General features: G+C 62.5%; 21 protein-coding genes and 1 pseudogene. 6 read left to right on the top strand and 16 right to left on the bottom strand.

Annotated elements, in window-relative coordinates; all coding sequences use genetic code 11:
* Positions 1-67 precede the first annotated feature (67 nt).
* From GGQ68_RS08640 to GGQ68_RS08590, 12 genes and pseudogenes are all read right to left on the bottom strand, one after another.
* Positions 68-1,120 (bottom strand): hypothetical protein, encoded by a 1,053-nt coding sequence (locus GGQ68_RS08640; protein WP_183965057.1) that lies wholly within the window; start codon positions 1,118-1,120, stop codon positions 68-70.
* Positions 1,121-1,226: 106 nt separating this feature from the next.
* Positions 1,227-1,427 carry a YgaP family membrane protein gene (locus tag GGQ68_RS08635; protein ID WP_183965055.1) on the bottom strand — a complete coding sequence of 67 codons (201 nt, stop codon included), beginning with the start codon at positions 1,425-1,427 and terminating at the stop codon, positions 1,227-1,229.
* Between the two features lie 92 nt (positions 1,428-1,519).
* Complete coding sequence (locus tag GGQ68_RS08630; RefSeq protein ID WP_246429311.1) at positions 1,520-1,870, bottom strand: RcnB family protein; 351 nt, start codon at positions 1,868-1,870, stop codon at positions 1,520-1,522.
* Between the two features lie 105 nt (positions 1,871-1,975).
* A complete protein-coding gene (gene mmsB, locus GGQ68_RS24695) occupies positions 1,976-2,851 on the bottom strand; it encodes a 3-hydroxyisobutyrate dehydrogenase (protein ID WP_343055920.1) in 876 nt (291 codons plus the stop codon).
* 30 nt (positions 2,852-2,881) lie between these two features.
* Positions 2,882-3,892, bottom strand: a pseudogene (locus GGQ68_RS24690) (enoyl-CoA hydratase/isomerase family protein); the annotation flags it as partial.
* Between the two features lie 80 nt (positions 3,893-3,972).
* Positions 3,973-5,112, bottom strand: coding sequence for an acyl-CoA dehydrogenase family protein (locus GGQ68_RS08620; protein WP_183965051.1), 1,140 nt, complete (start codon positions 5,110-5,112; stop codon positions 3,973-3,975).
* 94 nt (positions 5,113-5,206) lie between these two features.
* Complete coding sequence (locus GGQ68_RS08615; protein ID WP_183965049.1) at positions 5,207-6,235, bottom strand: sodium:calcium antiporter; 1,029 nt, start codon at positions 6,233-6,235, stop codon at positions 5,207-5,209.
* 76 nt (positions 6,236-6,311) lie between these two features.
* Positions 6,312-6,566 (bottom strand): GlsB/YeaQ/YmgE family stress response membrane protein, encoded by a 255-nt coding sequence (locus GGQ68_RS08610; protein ID WP_183965048.1) that lies wholly within the window; start codon positions 6,564-6,566, stop codon positions 6,312-6,314.
* 107 nt (positions 6,567-6,673) lie between these two features.
* Positions 6,674-7,804, bottom strand: coding sequence for a glycosyltransferase (locus GGQ68_RS08605; protein ID WP_183965046.1), 1,131 nt, complete (start codon positions 7,802-7,804; stop codon positions 6,674-6,676).
* A gap of 66 nt (positions 7,805-7,870) precedes the next feature.
* Complete coding sequence (locus GGQ68_RS08600; protein ID WP_183965044.1) at positions 7,871-8,995, bottom strand: carboxylate-amine ligase; 1,125 nt, start codon at positions 8,993-8,995, stop codon at positions 7,871-7,873.
* Between the two features lie 75 nt (positions 8,996-9,070).
* Positions 9,071-9,508, bottom strand: coding sequence for a hypothetical protein (locus tag GGQ68_RS08595; protein ID WP_183965042.1), 438 nt, complete (start codon positions 9,506-9,508; stop codon positions 9,071-9,073).
* A gap of 291 nt (positions 9,509-9,799) precedes the next feature.
* Positions 9,800-11,296, bottom strand: a complete 1,497-nt coding sequence (locus GGQ68_RS08590) for a CoA-acylating methylmalonate-semialdehyde dehydrogenase (RefSeq protein ID WP_183965040.1) — start codon at positions 11,294-11,296, stop codon at positions 9,800-9,802.
* A gap of 93 nt (positions 11,297-11,389) precedes the next feature.
* Here GGQ68_RS08590 and GGQ68_RS08585 point away from each other — a divergent pair, with 93 nt between their 5' ends.
* The 6 genes from GGQ68_RS08585 to GGQ68_RS08560 all read left to right on the top strand — a co-directional run bounded on the left by GGQ68_RS08585 (position 11,390) and on the right by GGQ68_RS08560 (position 15,078).
* Positions 11,390-12,298: a LysR family transcriptional regulator gene (locus GGQ68_RS08585; protein ID WP_183965038.1), complete on the top strand. Its 909-nt coding sequence runs from the start codon at positions 11,390-11,392 to the stop codon at positions 12,296-12,298.
* 83 nt (positions 12,299-12,381) lie between these two features.
* Positions 12,382-12,816: a CBS domain-containing protein gene (locus GGQ68_RS08580; RefSeq protein WP_183965036.1), complete on the top strand. Its 435-nt coding sequence runs from the start codon at positions 12,382-12,384 to the stop codon at positions 12,814-12,816.
* Between the two features lie 132 nt (positions 12,817-12,948).
* Positions 12,949-13,440, top strand: a complete 492-nt coding sequence (gene coaD, locus GGQ68_RS08575; RefSeq protein ID WP_183965034.1) for a pantetheine-phosphate adenylyltransferase — start codon at positions 12,949-12,951, stop codon at positions 13,438-13,440.
* Positions 13,437-14,243: an alpha/beta hydrolase gene (locus GGQ68_RS08570; protein ID WP_183965032.1), complete on the top strand. Its 807-nt coding sequence runs from the start codon at positions 13,437-13,439 to the stop codon at positions 14,241-14,243. Before coaD ends, GGQ68_RS08570 begins: the two co-directional genes overlap by 4 nt.
* Before the next feature lie 160 nt (positions 14,244-14,403).
* A complete protein-coding gene (locus GGQ68_RS08565; protein WP_183965030.1) occupies positions 14,404-14,565 on the top strand; it encodes a DUF1127 domain-containing protein in 162 nt (53 codons plus the stop codon).
* 114 nt (positions 14,566-14,679) lie between these two features.
* A complete protein-coding gene (locus tag GGQ68_RS08560) occupies positions 14,680-15,078 on the top strand; it encodes a thiol-disulfide oxidoreductase DCC family protein (RefSeq protein WP_183965028.1) in 399 nt (132 codons plus the stop codon).
* Positions 15,079-15,131: 53 nt separating this feature from the next.
* Here the strand turns inward: GGQ68_RS08560 and gap are convergent, their stop codons facing one another.
* The 4 genes from gap to GGQ68_RS08540 form a co-directional block, all read right to left on the bottom strand.
* Positions 15,132-16,133, bottom strand: coding sequence for a type I glyceraldehyde-3-phosphate dehydrogenase (gene gap / locus GGQ68_RS08555; protein ID WP_183965026.1), 1,002 nt, complete (start codon positions 16,131-16,133; stop codon positions 15,132-15,134).
* 127 nt (positions 16,134-16,260) lie between these two features.
* A complete protein-coding gene (locus GGQ68_RS08550; protein ID WP_183965019.1) occupies positions 16,261-16,404 on the bottom strand; it encodes a hypothetical protein in 144 nt (47 codons plus the stop codon).
* 51 nt (positions 16,405-16,455) lie between these two features.
* Positions 16,456-16,989 (bottom strand): helix-turn-helix transcriptional regulator, encoded by a 534-nt coding sequence (locus tag GGQ68_RS08545; RefSeq protein ID WP_183965018.1) that lies wholly within the window; start codon positions 16,987-16,989, stop codon positions 16,456-16,458.
* Entirely contained in the window at positions 16,986-17,525 is a 540-nt protein-coding gene (locus tag GGQ68_RS08540) for a cytochrome b/b6 domain-containing protein (RefSeq protein ID WP_183965016.1), read from the bottom strand. Before GGQ68_RS08540 ends, GGQ68_RS08545 begins: the two co-directional genes overlap by 4 nt.
* Positions 17,526-17,561: the final 36 nt, after the last annotated feature.

Below are 17,561 nucleotides of genomic sequence, written 5' to 3'. Positions count from 1 at the left end.
GTTTACCGCTCAGGCATGAAAAAAGGGACGCCGGTTTGGCGTCCCTTTGTCGTTTCGGGGTAACGGGTTAAAGGATCGCGCGTGCCACGCGGATCAGCTGGAGTATTTCGTATTCGTCGTCGTTCATCCGCACGAGCTGGCCGTTGACCACGGCGTAGTTTTCTTCCGCGCCGAGTTGCGGCAAGCGGTAGAGGCTGATCAGCTCATCTTGCGTCAGCGCGGCGGTCGGTGCGATGGGCAGGCTGTCACTGAGGCCGTCGATCTGCGCCATCTGATTGACCAGCAGAAGCGATGTGTAATCCTCTTCGTCCAGCAACACCGGCAGGCCGTCGATCAGGCCGTAGCGCTGCCCGGAGGGTGCGGGGCCGAGATTGAAAAGCTCTGCGATGTCATCGGATTGAAGCAAAAGCAGGTCTGGCTCCGGCACCACATCGCGGTCATTCCATGCCTCGCGACGCTCTACCCAGATCTCGTCATAGCGGTCGCGATCGTAAGATGCCCACTCGTCGAAGGTCACGCCTTTCTTGGCGAGGCCCGGTGGCACGCAGGGTGGGTCTTTCTTGGCAAGCCCGGGCGGGCAGTTGGCGTAGGTGATCAGCTCACCCTCGGGTGTGTCAGCCACCACCAGTTGCGACGATGCCAGACCGAGCGCTGTCGCGCCGAGCACGGTCAGCATATCACGGCCACTGGGCGCAGAAGTTGAAAAGAGGCGGGTTGCCGTTTCCTGGCGCTCTTCGGGCGTGAAGGCGCGGCGGAGTTTTGCACTGGCGTTGTTTTCTGCGGCGTTCGCAGAACCGTTGCCCTTGCCCTTGTCGGCTTTGACCTTTTCAGGCTTGCCGTTGCCGTTGCCGTTGCCGTTAGCCTTGGCTTTCTTGGGCTTGTCTTTGCCCTTCGGGCCCTTGTCCTCATGGTTAGGACCGTGGTTTTTCTTCACCTTTTTGGCGTGGCCCTTGGCTTTGCCGTTGCCCTTGTCGTCCTTGCCTTTTGCAAGCCAGATGTCGGCTTGGGCAGCGGCGTCGCTGGGCAACGAAATGCCCCTGTGCAGTTGGATCGGCGCGGCGGAGAGCGCGGTGGAGGACATGGCAAAGGCCACGGCTCCACCCATGAGAAGTTTGTACATGCGTTGGACCTTTCTTTGAGTGATCAACGCGATGTGATCGGGAACCGTTCCCTGATCGCAGATCGTCACCGCCTGTTTCGAGAGCATTCGGCGTCGTCTGCTTATGTCACTTTCGACTGCAGGTGTTGATGCCGAGCAAGCTGTAGGGCGGGCACGTGCCCAACGCCGCAGTTGCGAGCATGACGGCGCCGACCCCTCCGGCGATCCATGCCCAGACGCTGGCCAGGCTCGTAACGGCGAGCAATATGAGCACAACGCCCAGGATGCTTCGGATGAGGCGGTCGGCCTGTCCCATGTTCTTTGTCATGTCATCACTCCCAATCTGTTTTCTGAGATCAGAGTAACTCATGTATGAGAGTTTGAATATGACATGGATCAACCGACCTTGCGCCCGTCGGGTCAGTTCTCCAGCGCGGCGACGGCTCCGATGACATCCAGAACCTCTTTGGTGTGGCGATCAACGCGGTAGATCTGATCATTGACGCGATAATACGCGCGATGCGGGTTGAGGCCGTATTGGCTTGGGTCGTCGATGCGGCGGTATTCGCCTGAGAGGCGGTCACCCGGAGCCAGCACAATGATGTCTGTCTGGTCATGTGTGGCGGGCTGCTTTTTCGCCTGACCGGGGGCCATGCATCCATTGTTCTTTTGCGCCAGACCTTGAGGACAGCCCGTGGAGCCCGCCTGGGCGGCGAAGGGCATCGACAGTGTGGCGACGGCGAGGGTGGCAGCGGTCAGTGTCCGAAACATGGAACGATTCCTTTGACAGGGACGATTTGCAAGAAATGCGCCCGTCCGGGAAACCGTTCCATAAGTGCTTTGCCGCTCAGCGATTTGGCGCTGAGCGGCAGGCAATCATTCGCCGCGTTTGCGTGCGGCGAGGCGGGGCAACATGGCGGAGAAGTCGCGGCCCTTGCCATCCTCGGCCTCGACGAATTGGCGGTAGAGTTCGCAGGCGGCTTCCCCCATGGGGGTGTCGGCATCTGCGGCTTCGGCGGCTTGTTGGCTGAGGCGCAGATCCTTCAGCATCAGATCGGCGGCGAAGCCCGGTTTGTAGTCGTTGTCCGCCGGGGATTGCGGACCGACGCCTGGCGCGGGGCAGTAGGCGTTCATCGACCATGAGTACCCCGAAGAGGTGGAGACCACGTCGAACATCGCCTCACGCGAGAGACCCAGCTTGTCCGCGAGCGAGAACGCCTCGCAGGTGGCGATCATGGTGACGCCAAGGATCATGTTGTTGCAGATCTTGGCCGCCTGACCGTTGCCGGAGGCGCCGCAGTGCACGGCTTTTTGCCCCATGATGTCGAACAGCGGCTTGCCGATGGCAAAGGCGTCGCCGGAGCCGCCGACCATGAAGGTGAGCGTGCCGCCCGCCGCGCCGCCAATGCCGCCGGAGACAGGCGCGTCCAGCGCGAGCAGCCCCGATTGCGTGCAGAGCTCGGCCACCGCGCGGGCGGCGTCCACGTCCACGGTGGAGCAATCGAGCAGCACCGCGCCCTTGGCCATGTGCGGGATGATGTCGGCGGCGACGTCACGCAGGATCTGACCGTTTGGCAGCATGGTGATGACCACGGCGGCATCCGCGACGGCCTTGGCCGCTGTATCCGCCATGGCCACGCCCTCGGCGGTGGTGCCGGCCACGTCAAAACCTGTGACGGTGTGGCCTGCCTTGGCGAGGTTGGCGGCCATGGGCGCGCCCATGTTGCCCAGTCCGATAAAGGCGATGTTCATGCTGCTCTCCTTGAAATCCAATGTGTCTTTGCCCAGCGGCATCAGCATTTTCGACACCGCCACAGAGGGCAGATTGTCGAGGGTGTGGCGCCAGTGCGGGGTCTTGTCCTTGTCGATGATGGCGGCGCGGATGCCTTCGAGAAAATCGCCATGCTCCATGATGCGGTGGCTGACGCGATATTCGAGTTCCAGCGCCTTGCGAATGTCGAGCGAGGGGCCGCGCAGGCGGTGGATCATCTCCAGCGTCATGGCCATCGACAACGGCGAGAGTTTCTCCAGCGTGGCGAGGGTTTCGGCCGCAAAATCCGATGTGCCGTGGCGCAGCAGGTTGATGACATCTGTCAGTGTCTCCCCGGCGAAGAGGGCGTCGATCTGCGATTGCTGGTCGGCGAGAGCGCTGGCGGGCGGCGTCTGCGCGGCCTGCGTGAGCGCGTCGGTCTGGCCGGTTTCGGACAGGGTGGTCTTGAGCGTGGGCCACGCGTCTTCAGGGATGTAGAGATCGGCAAAACCCGCGTGGATCGCATCGCCGGCGGTCATGCGGTGGGCGGTGAGGCCGAGGTATTCACCCAGGCGGCCCGGCGCCTTGGCCAGACGGTAGGTGCCGCCCACGTCCGGGATGAAGCCGATGGAAACCTCCGGCATCGCAATCTTTGAGGTATCGCCGACAATGCGGTGGCTGACATGGCCGCCAAGCCCCACGCCGCCGCCCATGGTGAACCCCTGAAGGAACGAGACGATCGGCTTGGGGTATTCCGCCAGCTTGGCGTTGAGGCGGTATTCCTCGCGCCAGAACGTACGGGCAAAGTCCGGGTTGCCCGCGATGCCGCTGCGGTACATCTGCGCGATGTCGCCGCCGGCGCAGAAGGCCTTTTCTCCCTCGGCGTCGAGGATCACCAGCGCGACGGAGTCATCAGTGCGCCAGGCGTCGATGGCCTGTTCGATGGCCAGACACATGTCGTGGGACAGGGCGTTCAGCGCCTTTGGCCGGGTGAGGGTGATGTGGCCAGCCTGGCCGGTGGTACGGATATGCAGATCGCTCATGTCGGGCCTTTAAGGTGTGGTTGGACCGGGACGCTGCCCCGGACCCCGGAGGTATTTGTAACGCAGAGAAACGGAATGGCTCAGCTGGCCAGCATCTGGCGCGCGACGATCAGGCGCATGATTTCATTGGTGCCTTCGAGGATCTGGTGCACGCGCAGATCGCGGACCAGTTTTTCGATGCCGTAATCCGCGAGGTAGCCGTAACCGCCGTGCAGTTGCAGGCATTGATCCACGGTTTTGGAGCCCGCCTCGGTGACGAATTTCTTGGCCATGGCACAGAATTTGGTGGCGTCAGGCGCGCCGGTGTCGAGCTTCCAGGCGGCCTGACGCAGGAAGGTGCGGGCGGCCTGCAGTTCGATTTCCATGTCTGCGAGGCGGAATTGCAGCGCCTGAAACTGGTCGATGGATTGGCCGAAGGCACGGCGTTCGGACATGTATTGCAGCGTCATGGTGAGCGCGGTCTGCGCCGCACCGAGCGAGCAGGCGGAGATGTTCAGGCGGCCGCCGTCCAGCCCGGCCATGGCGTATTTGAAGCCTTTGCCTTCTTCGCCGAGCAGGGCGGTTGGTGGCACGTGGCAATCGTCGAACTGCACCTGCCGGGTGGGTTGGCTTTTCCAGCCCATCTTTTCCTCCAGCCCCCCGAAGGAAAGGCCCTTGGTGCCGTCTTCCACGTATAGGGTGGAGATGCCTTTGGGGCCGTCCGCGCCGGTGCGTGCCATGACGATATAGGCATCCGAATAGCCGCCGCCGGAGATGAAGGCCTTGGTCCCGTTGAGGGTGTAGCCCTGGTCGGTCTTTGCGGCGCGGGTTTTCAGGGCGGCGGCGTCAGAGCCGGACCCGGGTTCGGTCAGGCAGTAGCTGAGCACGGTTTCCATGCTGAGCGCCTTTGGCAGAACGCGGGCTTTGAACGCGTCGTCCGCAAAGCTGTCGATCATGCGGGCGCACATGTTGTGGATCGACAGGAAGGCCGCGACAGACGGGCAGGCCATGGAGAGCGCCTCGAACACGAGCGTGGCGTCCAGACGGCTGAGACCTGCGCCACCGGATTCCTCGGAGACATAGAGCCCGCCGAAGCCCAGGTCCGCCAGCTGGGGCCAGAGGTCTTTGGGGATGGTGCCATCGGCTTCCCATTGGCGGGCATGTGGCGCGATATGTTCCTGCCCGAAGGCATGCGCCATGTCGAAAATTGCCGATTGTTCCTCTGTCAGCGCAAAATCCATTTCTGACCCTCCCATGCCGTGGGGCCGCTGGGGCGGCTCCGTAAATGAACGCTTGTTCAGATTAGGCAGGGAGGGGCGCAGATTGCAAGGTGTGTCAGGCGAGGACTTCGACAGCGACGGCGCTGGCATAGATGCAGATCATCACCACGGATTCGACGCCGATGCGGGCCGGACCGCGCCGCTGGCGCAGCACGAGGCCCGCGAGCAGAACGGCCGTCATCAACAGGCCCGTGGCAAGCCAGTACAGATCGGTGAGGCCGACGGCATTGTAGATCGACCCATCGCGGTAGGCCACGTCGGAGAACACGAGGAACAGCGTGTCAAAGGTGTTGCCGCCGATGATCCCGCCCACGGCCAGCTGCAACGCGCCCTTGCGCACGGCGACAATGGTGGTGACCAGTTCGGGCAGGGAGGTGACGACGGCGGTCAGCAGCGCGCCGACGAGCGAGGACGAGAGCCCGAAGCGGGTGATGAAGCTTCCGCCGATCTGGCTGATGACCCATCCCGCCAGCCCCATCAGCGTCACCAACGCGATGAAGATCATGGCGGGACGCTTGGCGGATTTGTTCTGTTCGGTATCGTCCTCGGGTTCGTCGTGGCGGGTATCGCGGGTTTCCACCGGGGTCCACATGGGGTCCTCGGCGACGGTGGAGGACAGGCGCACGCCATAGAGATACGCGAGGAAAATCAGAACGCTCACGGGGTGGATGCCAAGGAAGGAGACATCAGGGCCCGCCATGGCCAGCACGGGAAAGGCCAGCAGGATGATGAGCATCACGGCCTGAAACAGGTTGGCAGGTTCGGCAGCGGCATGTTCGAGATTGGCGCCCTTCCACAGCATGTCCGCCAGCGCGAGGAACAGCGTTTGGGCCGCGATGCCGCCGACGGCGTTGGAGACGGCGAAACTGGCGTCTCCGGAACTGGCCGCCGTGACGGAGACCACCACGCCCGACAGTGACGTCGCGCCGCCAAGGATCAGGCCACCGGCCATGGCTTCGCCCATGCGGGTGCGGTCGGCGATGGTGTCGGCAAGGTGGGTGGCGCGGATCGAAGCAAAGATCACAACCGCTCCGGCGGCGGCAAAAATCAGCAGGACGAGCGGAAGGGAGAGATCAGAGAACATGGGCACTTTCATATGAAAAACGCGCCGGCCGAAGGCCGACGCGCATTGTTCGTTCTATAAAGTTTCTACTGAAATATCAGGCGCGACCACGTACGGCGCGTGCGATAAAGATCAGAGCGCAGGCACCGATGAAGCCGATGATCAGCTGACCGATCCAGCCGCCAAGCGTGGTGCCCACGACGGCCATCAGGATGGCGTTGAGGATCACGGCACCCACGATGCCAAGAATGATGTTCATGATGAGGCCCATGTTGGAATGCATGAACTTTTCTGCAAGCCAACCTGCAATGCCGCCGATGATGATAGCTGCGAACCAACCGAGTCCGGTCATGATGTATCTCCTAGATGTATCTATGCCGAACCAATCCGGCGTCTGGGGATACAACGAGGAACCGTGCAGAATGTTCCCGTTATTTTGCCGTAAATTACAAGGTGCTGTCAGGCGAGGGTTTTGCGCAGGATGTCCTCGACCCGGGCGAGCCCCTTGGCGTTGTCGAATTTTTCTTCGGCGGTTCGGCGCGCTGCGGTGGCCATGGCGGAGCGGTCGGGCATGTCGAGGATGTGGGCGATCTGGCGTGCAAACCCGGCTTCGTCCCATTCGTCGACCAGCAGCCCGTTCGTGCCATCCTCGACCGCTTCGGGGATGCCTGCATGGCGCGTGGACAGGGTGATGCAGCCGGATGCCAGCGCCTCCTGAATGGCGGTGGGGAGGCCTTCGGTGTTGCCGTCCTTGGCCGTGACGGAGTGTTGCAGGAACACTTCGGTATGGTGCAGGTGCTGGCGGACAACGTCGTGCGGCTGGGCGCCGGTAAAGGTGATTTTGTCAGCGACGCCAAGGGATTGCGCCAGATCCTTGCAGCGTTGCAACAGGGGGCCGTCACCGATGAAGGTCAGATGCGCGTCACGCTGCCGGGCGGCCTCGGCAAAGGCGCGCAGGGTGATCTCCGGCGCTTTCTTTTCCACCATACGTCCCACGGCGAGGAAGCTGCCGGGGCGCTTTTCGCCGGGGGTAAAGCGGCGAATGTCGACGCCGGAGGGCACGACGTGGGCGTTGTCGTGGCGGATGCCATGGGCGGCAAGGTTGTCGAGCAGGAACTGGCTGACGGAGAACATGCCCGCGAGGCGGGGCATCATCAGCTTGTACGACCGCACGCGCTGTTTGACGCGCAGCATCTTGGACGCGTCGGTGCCGCGCCAATAGGTGAAGATCGGGATGTTCAGGTCATTGGCCAGAGGCGCCAGAACGATCGCCTGTGTGCCGAATTCCGCAAGGATCACATCGACGTCCTGCGCCTTTATGAACCGGGCCAGAGCGCGGCGGTTGTCCCCGAAGGGCACGCGCGAGGTGGCGTGGGTCAGAGCGCCTGCCGCAATGGCGAAGGGCGCGCGGAACGTGTCGGCGCGTGACAGCTTTGCGCGGCGCTCGAACAGCGGTTTTCCCAGCGGGTCCTGTCCATTGTGGCGGCCACAGATCACGCAGGTGTTGCCGCCGAACATGTGTTCGATGTGGCGATTGATGAAGGTCTCGCCCTGAACGAAGTAATCGGAAGTGGCGATGGCGACTGTCATGGGCGACCTCTGCAAGCTTTGGCGTTGCCTATCGCGCGGCGTTGCGGGCGACAAGGGGCGGGGCGTTCAGAGATCGGCGTGGAATTCGTCGATCAGATGGGTGACGACGGCGCGCATCTGGCTGTCCTTGTCTGCGCCGCTGTCGCGTGCGGCATTGCGCACCGCCAATTGCCGCGTGGCGGAGGTGGCTTTGACCATGTCGCGGGCGCGGTGCAGCTCGGACGCGCAGCCGAGCACGCCTGCGTCTTCTTCGAGCAGGTCGATCAGTTCCTCGACCAATTCCGCGAAAGGCACGATCTCGCCGCGACCGTAGTCGATCAGCCCTTCGGTGGTGCCATAGCGTTGCGCGCGCCAGCGGTTTTCCTCGATCAGGAAGCGGTCGTAGACGCGCCAGCGCTGGTTTTTGACCCGCAACCGCCAGAGCATCCGCATCAGGCATTGGGTGATCGCCGCCAGTGTCAGCGCGTGTTCCATACGCGGCTGCACATCCATGATCCGCGTTTCCAGCGTCGGAAACCGGGACGACGGGCGCAGATCCCACCAGATCTTGGAACTGTCTTCAATCACGCCGAGGTCCACGAGCAATTGCACCGAGCGATCAAATTCCGCCCAGGTTGAAAATTGCGGTGGCAGGCCGGTGCGGGGCAGGTTGTCGAAGACCGAAATGCGGTAGGAGGCCAGCCCGGTGTCTTCGCCCTGCCAGAACGGCGAGGAGGTCGAGAGCGCCAGAAGATGCGGCAGGAAGTAGCTTGCCTGACGCATCAGGTCTGCGCGCAGGGCGTTATCGTCCAGGCCGACATGCACATGCATCCCGCAGATCAACATGCGGCGGACCACACCGCCGAGGTCGCGGCCAAGCTGATTGTAGCGATCCTTGTCCGTGGGGGTCTGTTTTTTCCAGTCGGCGAGCGGATGGCAGGAAGCCGCGATGGGGGCAAGCCCGTGGTCTGCCGCGCGGGTGAGGACAGCGCTCCGCAGACGTTTGAGATCGTCGCGGGCGTCGTTGATCGTGGCGCAGGGCTTTGTCCCGATTTCGACCTGACATTGCAGGAACTCGGGGCTGACCTGATCCCCCAAGTCCTGCGTGAGGGCCGTCATCAGGGATTTTGGCGCCTCGACCAGAGCGCACGTGGTGGGATCGACCAGCAGGTATTCTTCTTCGATGCCGATGCTGAACGCCGGTGTGATCATCTGTTGGTCCCCCATATCCCCGACGGTGCGCGGAGCAGGATCAGGAAAGCAGGTTCCGGCGCGACGGACAAGCGTTCAGGCGAGGGGAGCGAGAACGCCAAGTTCGCGCGCAAGATCATCCAGGCTGGTCTGGGGCATGTTGGCGGCGGCGAGCGCGTCCGCCTCTGTCCGATGTATCTGAAATTCAAACGTGCTGACCGGTTCGATGACTTGCTGCATCATTCGGGCCATGCCAAAGATCAAATCGTTTTTGGCATAGATGATCGAGCGTGCCGTATCCGGAAAGGCGCGAAAGCAGGGCAGGAGCCGTTCCACGGCCACGATGATGCCGAGACAGGTCGCATCTATTCCCTCAAGCTGGCGTGTGTCCGAGAGCATGAGGTCGTCCGGCCGAAAATCAGGGTGCGCCACATACGCGCGGAATGTTTCGACACAGTCCTGGACCGTGATCTGGTTGAAAAAGCGAAAAAACGCCAGTTTTTGGTCTGGATGGAACGTGTATTCAATCGTCATCAGGTGCCCCCTGAGAGTAGGCGCGCCGCACACGAAAAGCGCCTCACAGCACACTTTAGGGCGGTAAAAGTTCATGACAAGTTTATAAATATTTCAGAGATATTCGGCATGCGCTGCAAATTGGCCCAACCGGTTAAAAGGTATGAGGAAAACCGGAGGTCGCTTGATGCCATCACGCTTTCAAGAAAATGCTTAGCCGGGGCAAGCGCCCAAAAAAAAGGCGTGCCGCGGGTCAGCGGCACGCCTGAAACGGTTTGGTCGGGGCGGTGCGGGACCGCCCCGAAGCTACGATCAATCCATCGCTTTGAAGTTGAACTCGCCGCCTTCCTTGATGCCGGAGAACCAGCGCGCGGTGACGGTTTTGGTCTTCGTGTAGAAGCGGAAGGCGTCCGGGCCGTATTGGTTCAGGTCGCCGAATGCGGATTTCTTCCAGCCGCCGAAGGTGTGGTACGACAGCGGCACCGGGATCGGGAAGTTGATGCCGACCATGCCCACGTTCACACGGTGCGCAAAGTCGCGCGCGGTGTCGCCGTCGGCGGTGTAGATCGCCGTACCGTTGCCGTAGGGGTTGTCCATCACCAGGTTCAGTGCGTCCTCGTAGGTGTCGGCGCGCACGGTGGTCAGAACCGGGCCAAAGATCTCTTCCTTGTAGATGTCCATGTCGGGCGTGACGTTGTCAAACAGCGACGGACCACAGAAGAAGCCGTTCTCGTAGCCTTGCAGCTCGAAACCACGACCGTCGATCAGCAGGTCCGCGCCCTGGTCAACGCCAGAAGCGATCAGACCTTCGATGCGCTGTTTGGCCTGCGCGGTGATGACGGGGCCGTAGTCCATCTCCTGATCGGAGTTGTAGGGGCCGACGCGCAGCTTTTCGACGCGGGGTTTCAGCGCATCGATCAGTTTGTCTGCGGTTTCCTGACCCACGGGAACGGCCACGGAGATCGCCATGCAGCGTTCGCCTGCCGCGCCAAAGCCGGCACCGACCAGCGCGTCTGCGGCTTTGTCGATGTCCGCGTCGGGCATGATGATCATGTGGTTCTTGGCACCGCCAAAGCACTGTGCGCGCTTGCCGTTGTTCGCGGCGCGGCCATAGATGTACTGGGCGATGGGTGTGGAGCCGACAAAGCCCACGGCGGCCACGTCTTCGTGATCGAGGATCGCGTCAACCACGGTTTTGTCACCGTTGACGACCTGTAGCACACCGTCGGGCAGGCCGGCTTCCTGTAGCAGCTCGGCGAGGCGGAGCGCGGTGGAGGGCACGCGCTCGGACGGCTTGAGGATCATGGCGTTGCCGGAGGTCAGCGCCGGGGCCATTTTCCACAGCGGGATCATGGCGGGAAAGTTGAACGGCGTGATGCCAGCAACGACGCCCAGCGGCTGGCGCATGGACCACAGGTCGATGCCGGGGCCGCCGTTGTCGGTGAATTCACCCTTGAGCATGTGCGGCGCGCCCATGCAGACTTCGACCACTTCGAGGCCACGCTGCACGTCGCCCTTGGCGTCGGGAATGGTCTTGCCGTGCTCGCGCGACAGCATCTCGGCCAGCTCATCCATGTGCTCGTTGATGAGCGCACCGAATTTCATCATCACGCGGGCGCGGCGCTGCGGGTTGGTGGCGCCCCATGCCTTTTGTGCTTCGACCGCTTTGGCCACGGCATCGTTCAGCTCGTCCACGGTCGACAGCGGCGTTTTCGCCTGCACTTCGCCGGTGGCGGGGTTGAAGACGTCGGAATGGTTGCCGGACGTCGATTTGACGTGGGCGCCGTTGATCCAGTTCGTGAGTTCCATAGGGGTTCCTCCTGTGAAGTTGCGTGGACCATACTCTTGCAAAATTGCCGTGCACAGGTGCAATCTGGCAAAGAGGCTTTGCAAAAATGCAGGATGAGTGATGTGGACTGGGACGATTTACGGGTTTTTCTGAGCGTCGCACGTGGGGAAAGCCTGTCGGCCGCGGGCAAGCTGTTGCGTATGGACCCGGCCACGGTGGGGCGGCGGATCGCCCGGCTGGAGCAGGTCATGGGGGCGGCGCTGTTTGTCAAAAGCCCGCAAGGCTATGCGCTGACGGAGGCCGGGACCCGTCTGGTGGCCCATGCGGAATCGGCGGAGCAGGCGGCGCTGATGGCGGCGGAGGCGGTGCAGGGTCGGTCGGAAGGGTTGTCCGGGCAGATCCGCATCGGCGCACCGGATGGCTGTGCGAACTTTCTGCTGCCGCAGGTCTGCGCCCGTATCGCACAGGCCAATCCGGATCTGGAGGTGCAGATCGTTGCCCTGCCGCGGCTGGTGAACCTGACGCGGCGCGAGGCGGATATGGCGATCACTGTCTCGCGGCCCACGGCGGGGCGGCTGGTCGTGCAAAAGGTGGCCGACTACAAGCTGCATCTGGCGGCGAGCGGAGACTACCTTGACGCGCATCCGCCGATCCGCTGCCGCGCCGATCTGACCGGTCATCGGATCGTCGGCTACATTCAGGACATGATCTTTGACAAGGAACTGGACTACCTGGCGGAGCTGGGCCTGACAGAGGTGCCGCTGGCCTCCAATTCGGTCGCGGTACAATTCCACTGGCTTCGGCAGGGCGCGGGCCTTGGCGTGGTGCATGATTTCAGTCTGCCGCTCGCACCGGGGTTGCGCCGTGTGCTGCCCGACGAGCTGTCGCTGGTGCGCACGTTTTATCTGGTGCGCCACGAGGACGACCGACGGCTGGAGCGTATGAACCGCTTTGCCGAGGCACTGGTCACGGGCATGCGCGCAGAACTTTTGCGTCTGGAAAGCGATACCGAACAAACATGATAACCGCTCCTTAGGGTTTACTTGACAGCATGTCAGACCTGACACACGCTGATCACATACAGTCGTCGAAGAGGAGGAGCGCCATGCAGGTTCAACAGATCCTGAAGAGCAAGGGCGGAGTCGAAGTTTACACAGTCAAGCCGGGAACGAAAGTTTCGGAGGCGGCCAAGATCCTTGCGGACAAACGGATCGGCACGGTGGTGATTTCGACCGACGGCAGCCATGCGGAGGGGATTCTGTCAGAACGTGACATCGTGCGTGTGCTGTCGCGCAAAGGTGGCAGTTGCATGGACGATTCGGTTGACGACTACATGACGGTAAAGCTGGTCACCTGCACGCTGGCCGATCGCGCTGATGATGTGCTGTCTACAATGACCGAAGGACGGTTCCGTCACATGCCCGTGGTCGAGGACGGGGTGATGGTCGGGCTCATCACGCTGGGTGACGTGGTCAAGGCGCGCCTGTCGGAACTGTCGATGGAGCGTGATGCGCTCGAGGGCATGATAATGGGTCACTGAGGCAGGGCAAACGGGGCCGAACGGGCAGGGCTGCGCGGGCCATTCTGGCTGCCGGTCCCGCTTTCCTGCTTGCATTCAGGTGCGCAATATTGTTGCGTGAGCGCAACTTACTGAAAGGCAAGGGAGCCTTCCATGCGCATCGGCCTCTACCCCGGCACATTCGACCCGATCACATTGGGACATCTTGATATCATCCGCCGAGGGGCGACGCTGGTGGACCGGCTGGTGATCGGCGTCGCGATCAACCGCGACAAGGGTCCCTTGTTCTCGCTCGATGAGCGGGTGGCCATGGTCGAGGCAGAATGTGCCACCATCGCCGCGGAGACCGGGACGGAGATCATTGCCCATCCCTTCGAGAACCTGCTGATCGACTGCGCCCGCGACGTGGGGGCATCGTTGATCGTGCGAGGCCTGCGGGCCGTGGCGGATTTCGAGTATGAATATCAGATGGTTGGCATGAATCGGGCGCTCGACCGATCGGTGGAGACGGTGTTCCTCATGGCCGAAGCCCAGCATCAGGCGATTGCGTCCAAGCTGGTGAAGGAAATCGCCCGGCTGGACGGCGACGTGTCCAAATTCGTAACGCCCGCGGTGCGCGACGCCTTGGTCAACAGGCTGAAATGATGCGGGGCCGCCGCCTTGCGTCGATTGGCGTTGGCGCGGCGGTGCTGGTCTATGCAGCCTATGCCATGTTGCTGGTCAGCGCGCATCGGGCGCTGGTCTATCCGTTTCACTCACAAAGCACGCTGGATCTGCCGGGCTTTGCCCGTGCGGAGGTGTCCGGCGGGGCGGTCCCCGTGGTGGCCTGGGTGCATGATGCCGGGGCGGGGGCACCCGTCGTGGTGTATTTCATGGGCAATGTCGGGGCTTTGCCGGCCTTCGAGGAAATGCTCTCGCATCATGCAGGTGCCGGGCGCAGCGTTGTGGCCATGGGTTATCGGGGCGGCGGCGGCGTGCCCGGCGCGCCGTCAGAAGAAACGCTGAAGGCCGATGCCCTGGTGTTGGTGGACGGCTTGCAGCAAGTGCTGCCGGAGCATGGGCCGATCGTGCTGCACGGGTATTCGATGGGCACGGGGCTGGCGACCTTTGCGGCGTCCGAGCGCGACGTGTCTGGGGTGGTGCTTGAGGCGCCTTATGCGCGGCTGTGCGAGATTATGGCGCGTCAGGCGTATGTGCCGGCCTGTTGGATCCCGGGCGTGGACCATTGGCGCAGCATTGACGCCGCGCGTCGGGTGGAGGAGCCAACCCTCGTGGTACACGGGACGTTGGATAGCGTGATCCCCTACGCGCACGGGCAGCGCATGGCGCAGGCTCTTCCGAATGGGGAACTGGTGCCGGTCCCGTTGGGCGGGCATGATATCCTGATGCAGCGGCCAGGGTATCTGGAGGCGATCGACAGCTTTTTCGACAGGGTGGCAAAGCGCTGATCCGCCCTGCACATAATGCAGATCAGAAGTTAACGTCACCCTTGGATGGCCATGCATTTTGTGCATGGCGACACGCACGTTCTGGCAATTGTGCTGCGGCGCAGCATGGCCCATGTTAGCGACAACAGAAACAAACATCCGCTGATATGAGGACCTGAACATGACTATGATTTCTTCCATCCGCTCCCGCATGGCAAAACACGCACAGTACCGTCGTACCCTGAACGAGCTGTACTCCATGACCGAAGCAGACATGCGTGACCTGAACATGGACCGCGCAGATATGTCCCGCATCGCGTACCAGGCGGTTTACGGCGGCTAAGTCGGACCGCCCCACTTTGTCATTCAAAAAGGCGTCGCTTCCCTGAGCGGCGCTTTTTCTTTGTCTGGGGTCGAGGCGTGCTACCTGATGGGCAACGGCACAGGAGGCTTGAGCATGACGCGGAACGAGACGCCAGAGGTGACGGTCTACTATGACGGAGCCTGTCCGCTGTGCTCTGCCGAGATCGGCCACTACCGGAAGCAGCAGGGCGCGGAGCGTTTGTGCTTTGTCGATGTGTCACGAGAGGATGTGGAGGTGGGGCCGGATCTGGACCCGGACGCGGCGCGTGGACGGTTTCATGTGCGGCGGGCCGATGGAACGTTGCAGTCTGGCGCGCGCGGGTTCGTGGCGATCTGGGCGCAGCTGCCGCGTTGGCGATGGGCCGCAAAGCTGGCGCGTGTGCCGGGCGTGACGCAGATGCTGGAAGGCGCGTATCGGGTGTTTCTGCCGCTGCGGCCCTGGTTGTCGCGCATGGCGGGGCGGATCGGCTTCAAACCAGAAAACAACATCTGAAACGCAAAACGGGGCCGCTTGGGCCCCGCTTCGACAGCTCTGGCTGAGCCAGCTTAGATCAGTTTGCCCATGGCGACGGCTGTGTCGGACATACGGTTGGAGAAGCCCCATTCGTTGTCATACCACGTCAGGATGCGGCACATGGTGCCTTCCATGACCTTGGTCTGGTCGCAGTGGAAGATCGACGAATGCGGGTCGTGGTTGAAATCCACGGAGACCAGCTGCTTGTCCGTGTAGCCCAGCACGCCCTTGAGCGGGCCGTCGGCGGCCTTGCGGATGGCGGCGTTGATTTCCTCCACCGTGGTGTCACGCGCGGCCTCGAACGTCAGATCGACGACGGAGACGTTCGGCGTGGGCACACGGATGGCGACGCCGTCCAGCTTGCCGTTGAGTTCGGGCAGAACGAGGCCCACGGCCTTGGCCGCACCGGTCGACGTCGGGATCATCGACAGGGCTGCCGCGCGGGCGCGGTACAGATCCTTGTGCATGGTGTCCAGCGTCGGCTGGTCGCCGGTGTAGCTGTGGATCGTGGTCATGAAGCCTTTGACGATGCCGATCTCGTCGTTGAGCACTTTGACAACGGGGGAGAGGCAGTTGGTGGTGCAGGACGCGTTGGACACAACGGTGTCCTCGGCGGTCAGCACGGAATCGTTGACGCCGAATACGATCGTCTTGTCCGCGCCGGATGCCGGGGCGGAGACCAGAACGCGCTTGGAGCCGTTTTCGAGGTGCAGCGCGGCCTTGTCACGGGTGGCGAAGATACCGGTGCATTCCAGCGCCACATCCACATTGCCCCAGGGCAGATCCTTGGGGTCGCGGATGGCGGTGACCTTGATCGGGCCACGGCCCACGTCGATGGAGTCGTCGGTGTGGGTCACTTCGACCGGGAAACGGCCATGCACGGAGTCGTATTGCAGAAGGTGGGCGTTGGTTTCCACGGGACCGAGGTCGTTGATCGCGACCACCTCGATATCGGTGCGGCCGGATTCGATAATGGCACGCAGCACGTTGCGGCCAATGCGGCCAAAGCCGTTGATGGCGACGGTGACGGTCATGGGAGGCTCCCCTTTCGATGATCAGAAGGGCCGAAGTCGCGGAGGATGCGATACGGCGTTTTGTTTAGCGCTAACATGCATCTACCGGCGTCAAAGTCAACCCGAGCGACGCGTATGCACATCAGTGTCACCGCCAGAAGGCGAGGTAGTCAATGAGCCAATACAGCTTTCGCGCGAGGAACAGAGTGCCTTCGCCGTCGAACATCAAAAAATCGACACCAAAGAGGAGGGCGATCATCAGCCCCAGCACGATGGCGAGTTGATTGGTCATGAGGCGTGCTCCGTCAGGTCGGTCTGGTCATGGCAGAGGTTTGCTGCGCTGTCACGTCCCTGTGGGCGAAACCGGCGTGGGGTGGTGTGGCACGGGATCGGCGGGCTGCGTCATGAGGTCCTCGATGAACAGGGCGAGGAATGCCCCGCGACTGTTGACGCCAGCCTTGCGGTAGATGCCGCCGAGATGGGCCTTTACCGTGCCTTCGGCGCTGCCGCGCAGGGTTGCGATCTCCGGGATGGCGAGGCCCTTCAGCGTAAACAGCGCCACGTCCTGCTCGGAAGGGGTCAGCCCCCAATCGGCAAAGCGCTGGGTGACGATCTCGTGGAACGCGCCAGCGGCAAGGCCAAGCTGTTCTTTCAGATGGGCTTCGCGTCGCAGTAGGGCCATGAGTGTGCGGATCTCAAAGCCGACCCCGGCGATCAGCGCGAGGGCGGCCAGCGCCTCCACACCGAAGTGCCAATCCATGAAATGCGGCCAGCCTGCCTCCAGCCCGTCTGCCACCACATCACCGAGGAAGAACACCGCGCAAAGCAATTGCGCGGCAATCAGGATCATCAGGCCATAGGGAGCATGTCGGGTCATGGTTCGATCTGTAGACCGTCCGGAATGTCCTTGATACCCGTGACCATGGCACGCGGCAGATTGACGCCGGTGCGGCGGCTTTCCCAGATCACGGCCACCACGTGCAGCACGACCGAGATTTCGGTCCACGTCACCAGCGCTTCGTGAAGGTCTTCGGGCCATGCGACGCCCCAGAACATATCGGTGGTCATCAGGTAGCCGGTCAACGCGATTCCCGCGAGCGAGAGCAGCAGGTTGAAGATCATCAAGGCCCCAAGCGGCGTATGGCCCAGATGCGCGCGTTTGCGCCCGGTGGCCATATCGGACAGTTGCGCCGTGACGCCGGCGGGGGATGGCGCGAATTGGGCAAAGCGGGCGTAGGTCGGGCCAATCAGACCCCACGCCAGCCGCAGCACCAGCGCCGCCGCAACCGCATAGCCGACATAGTGGTGCAATTTGCTGTCGTCATCGACGACGAAGGCATTGGCGAAAAAGAGCGTGACGACGCTCCAGTGAAAGACCCGGATGAAGGGGTCCCAGACGCGGTGGTGTGTCATGCGCAGGCTCCTGACAGATACGAAAGGGCCGGGGGC

The sequence above is a fragment of the Sagittula marina genome (assembly GCF_014196795.1).
Lineage (GTDB): Bacteria > Pseudomonadota > Alphaproteobacteria > Rhodobacterales > Rhodobacteraceae > Sagittula > Sagittula marina.
The sequence above is the reverse complement of the archived record's forward strand: the minus strand, read 5'-3'. Positions and strand labels throughout refer to the sequence as shown.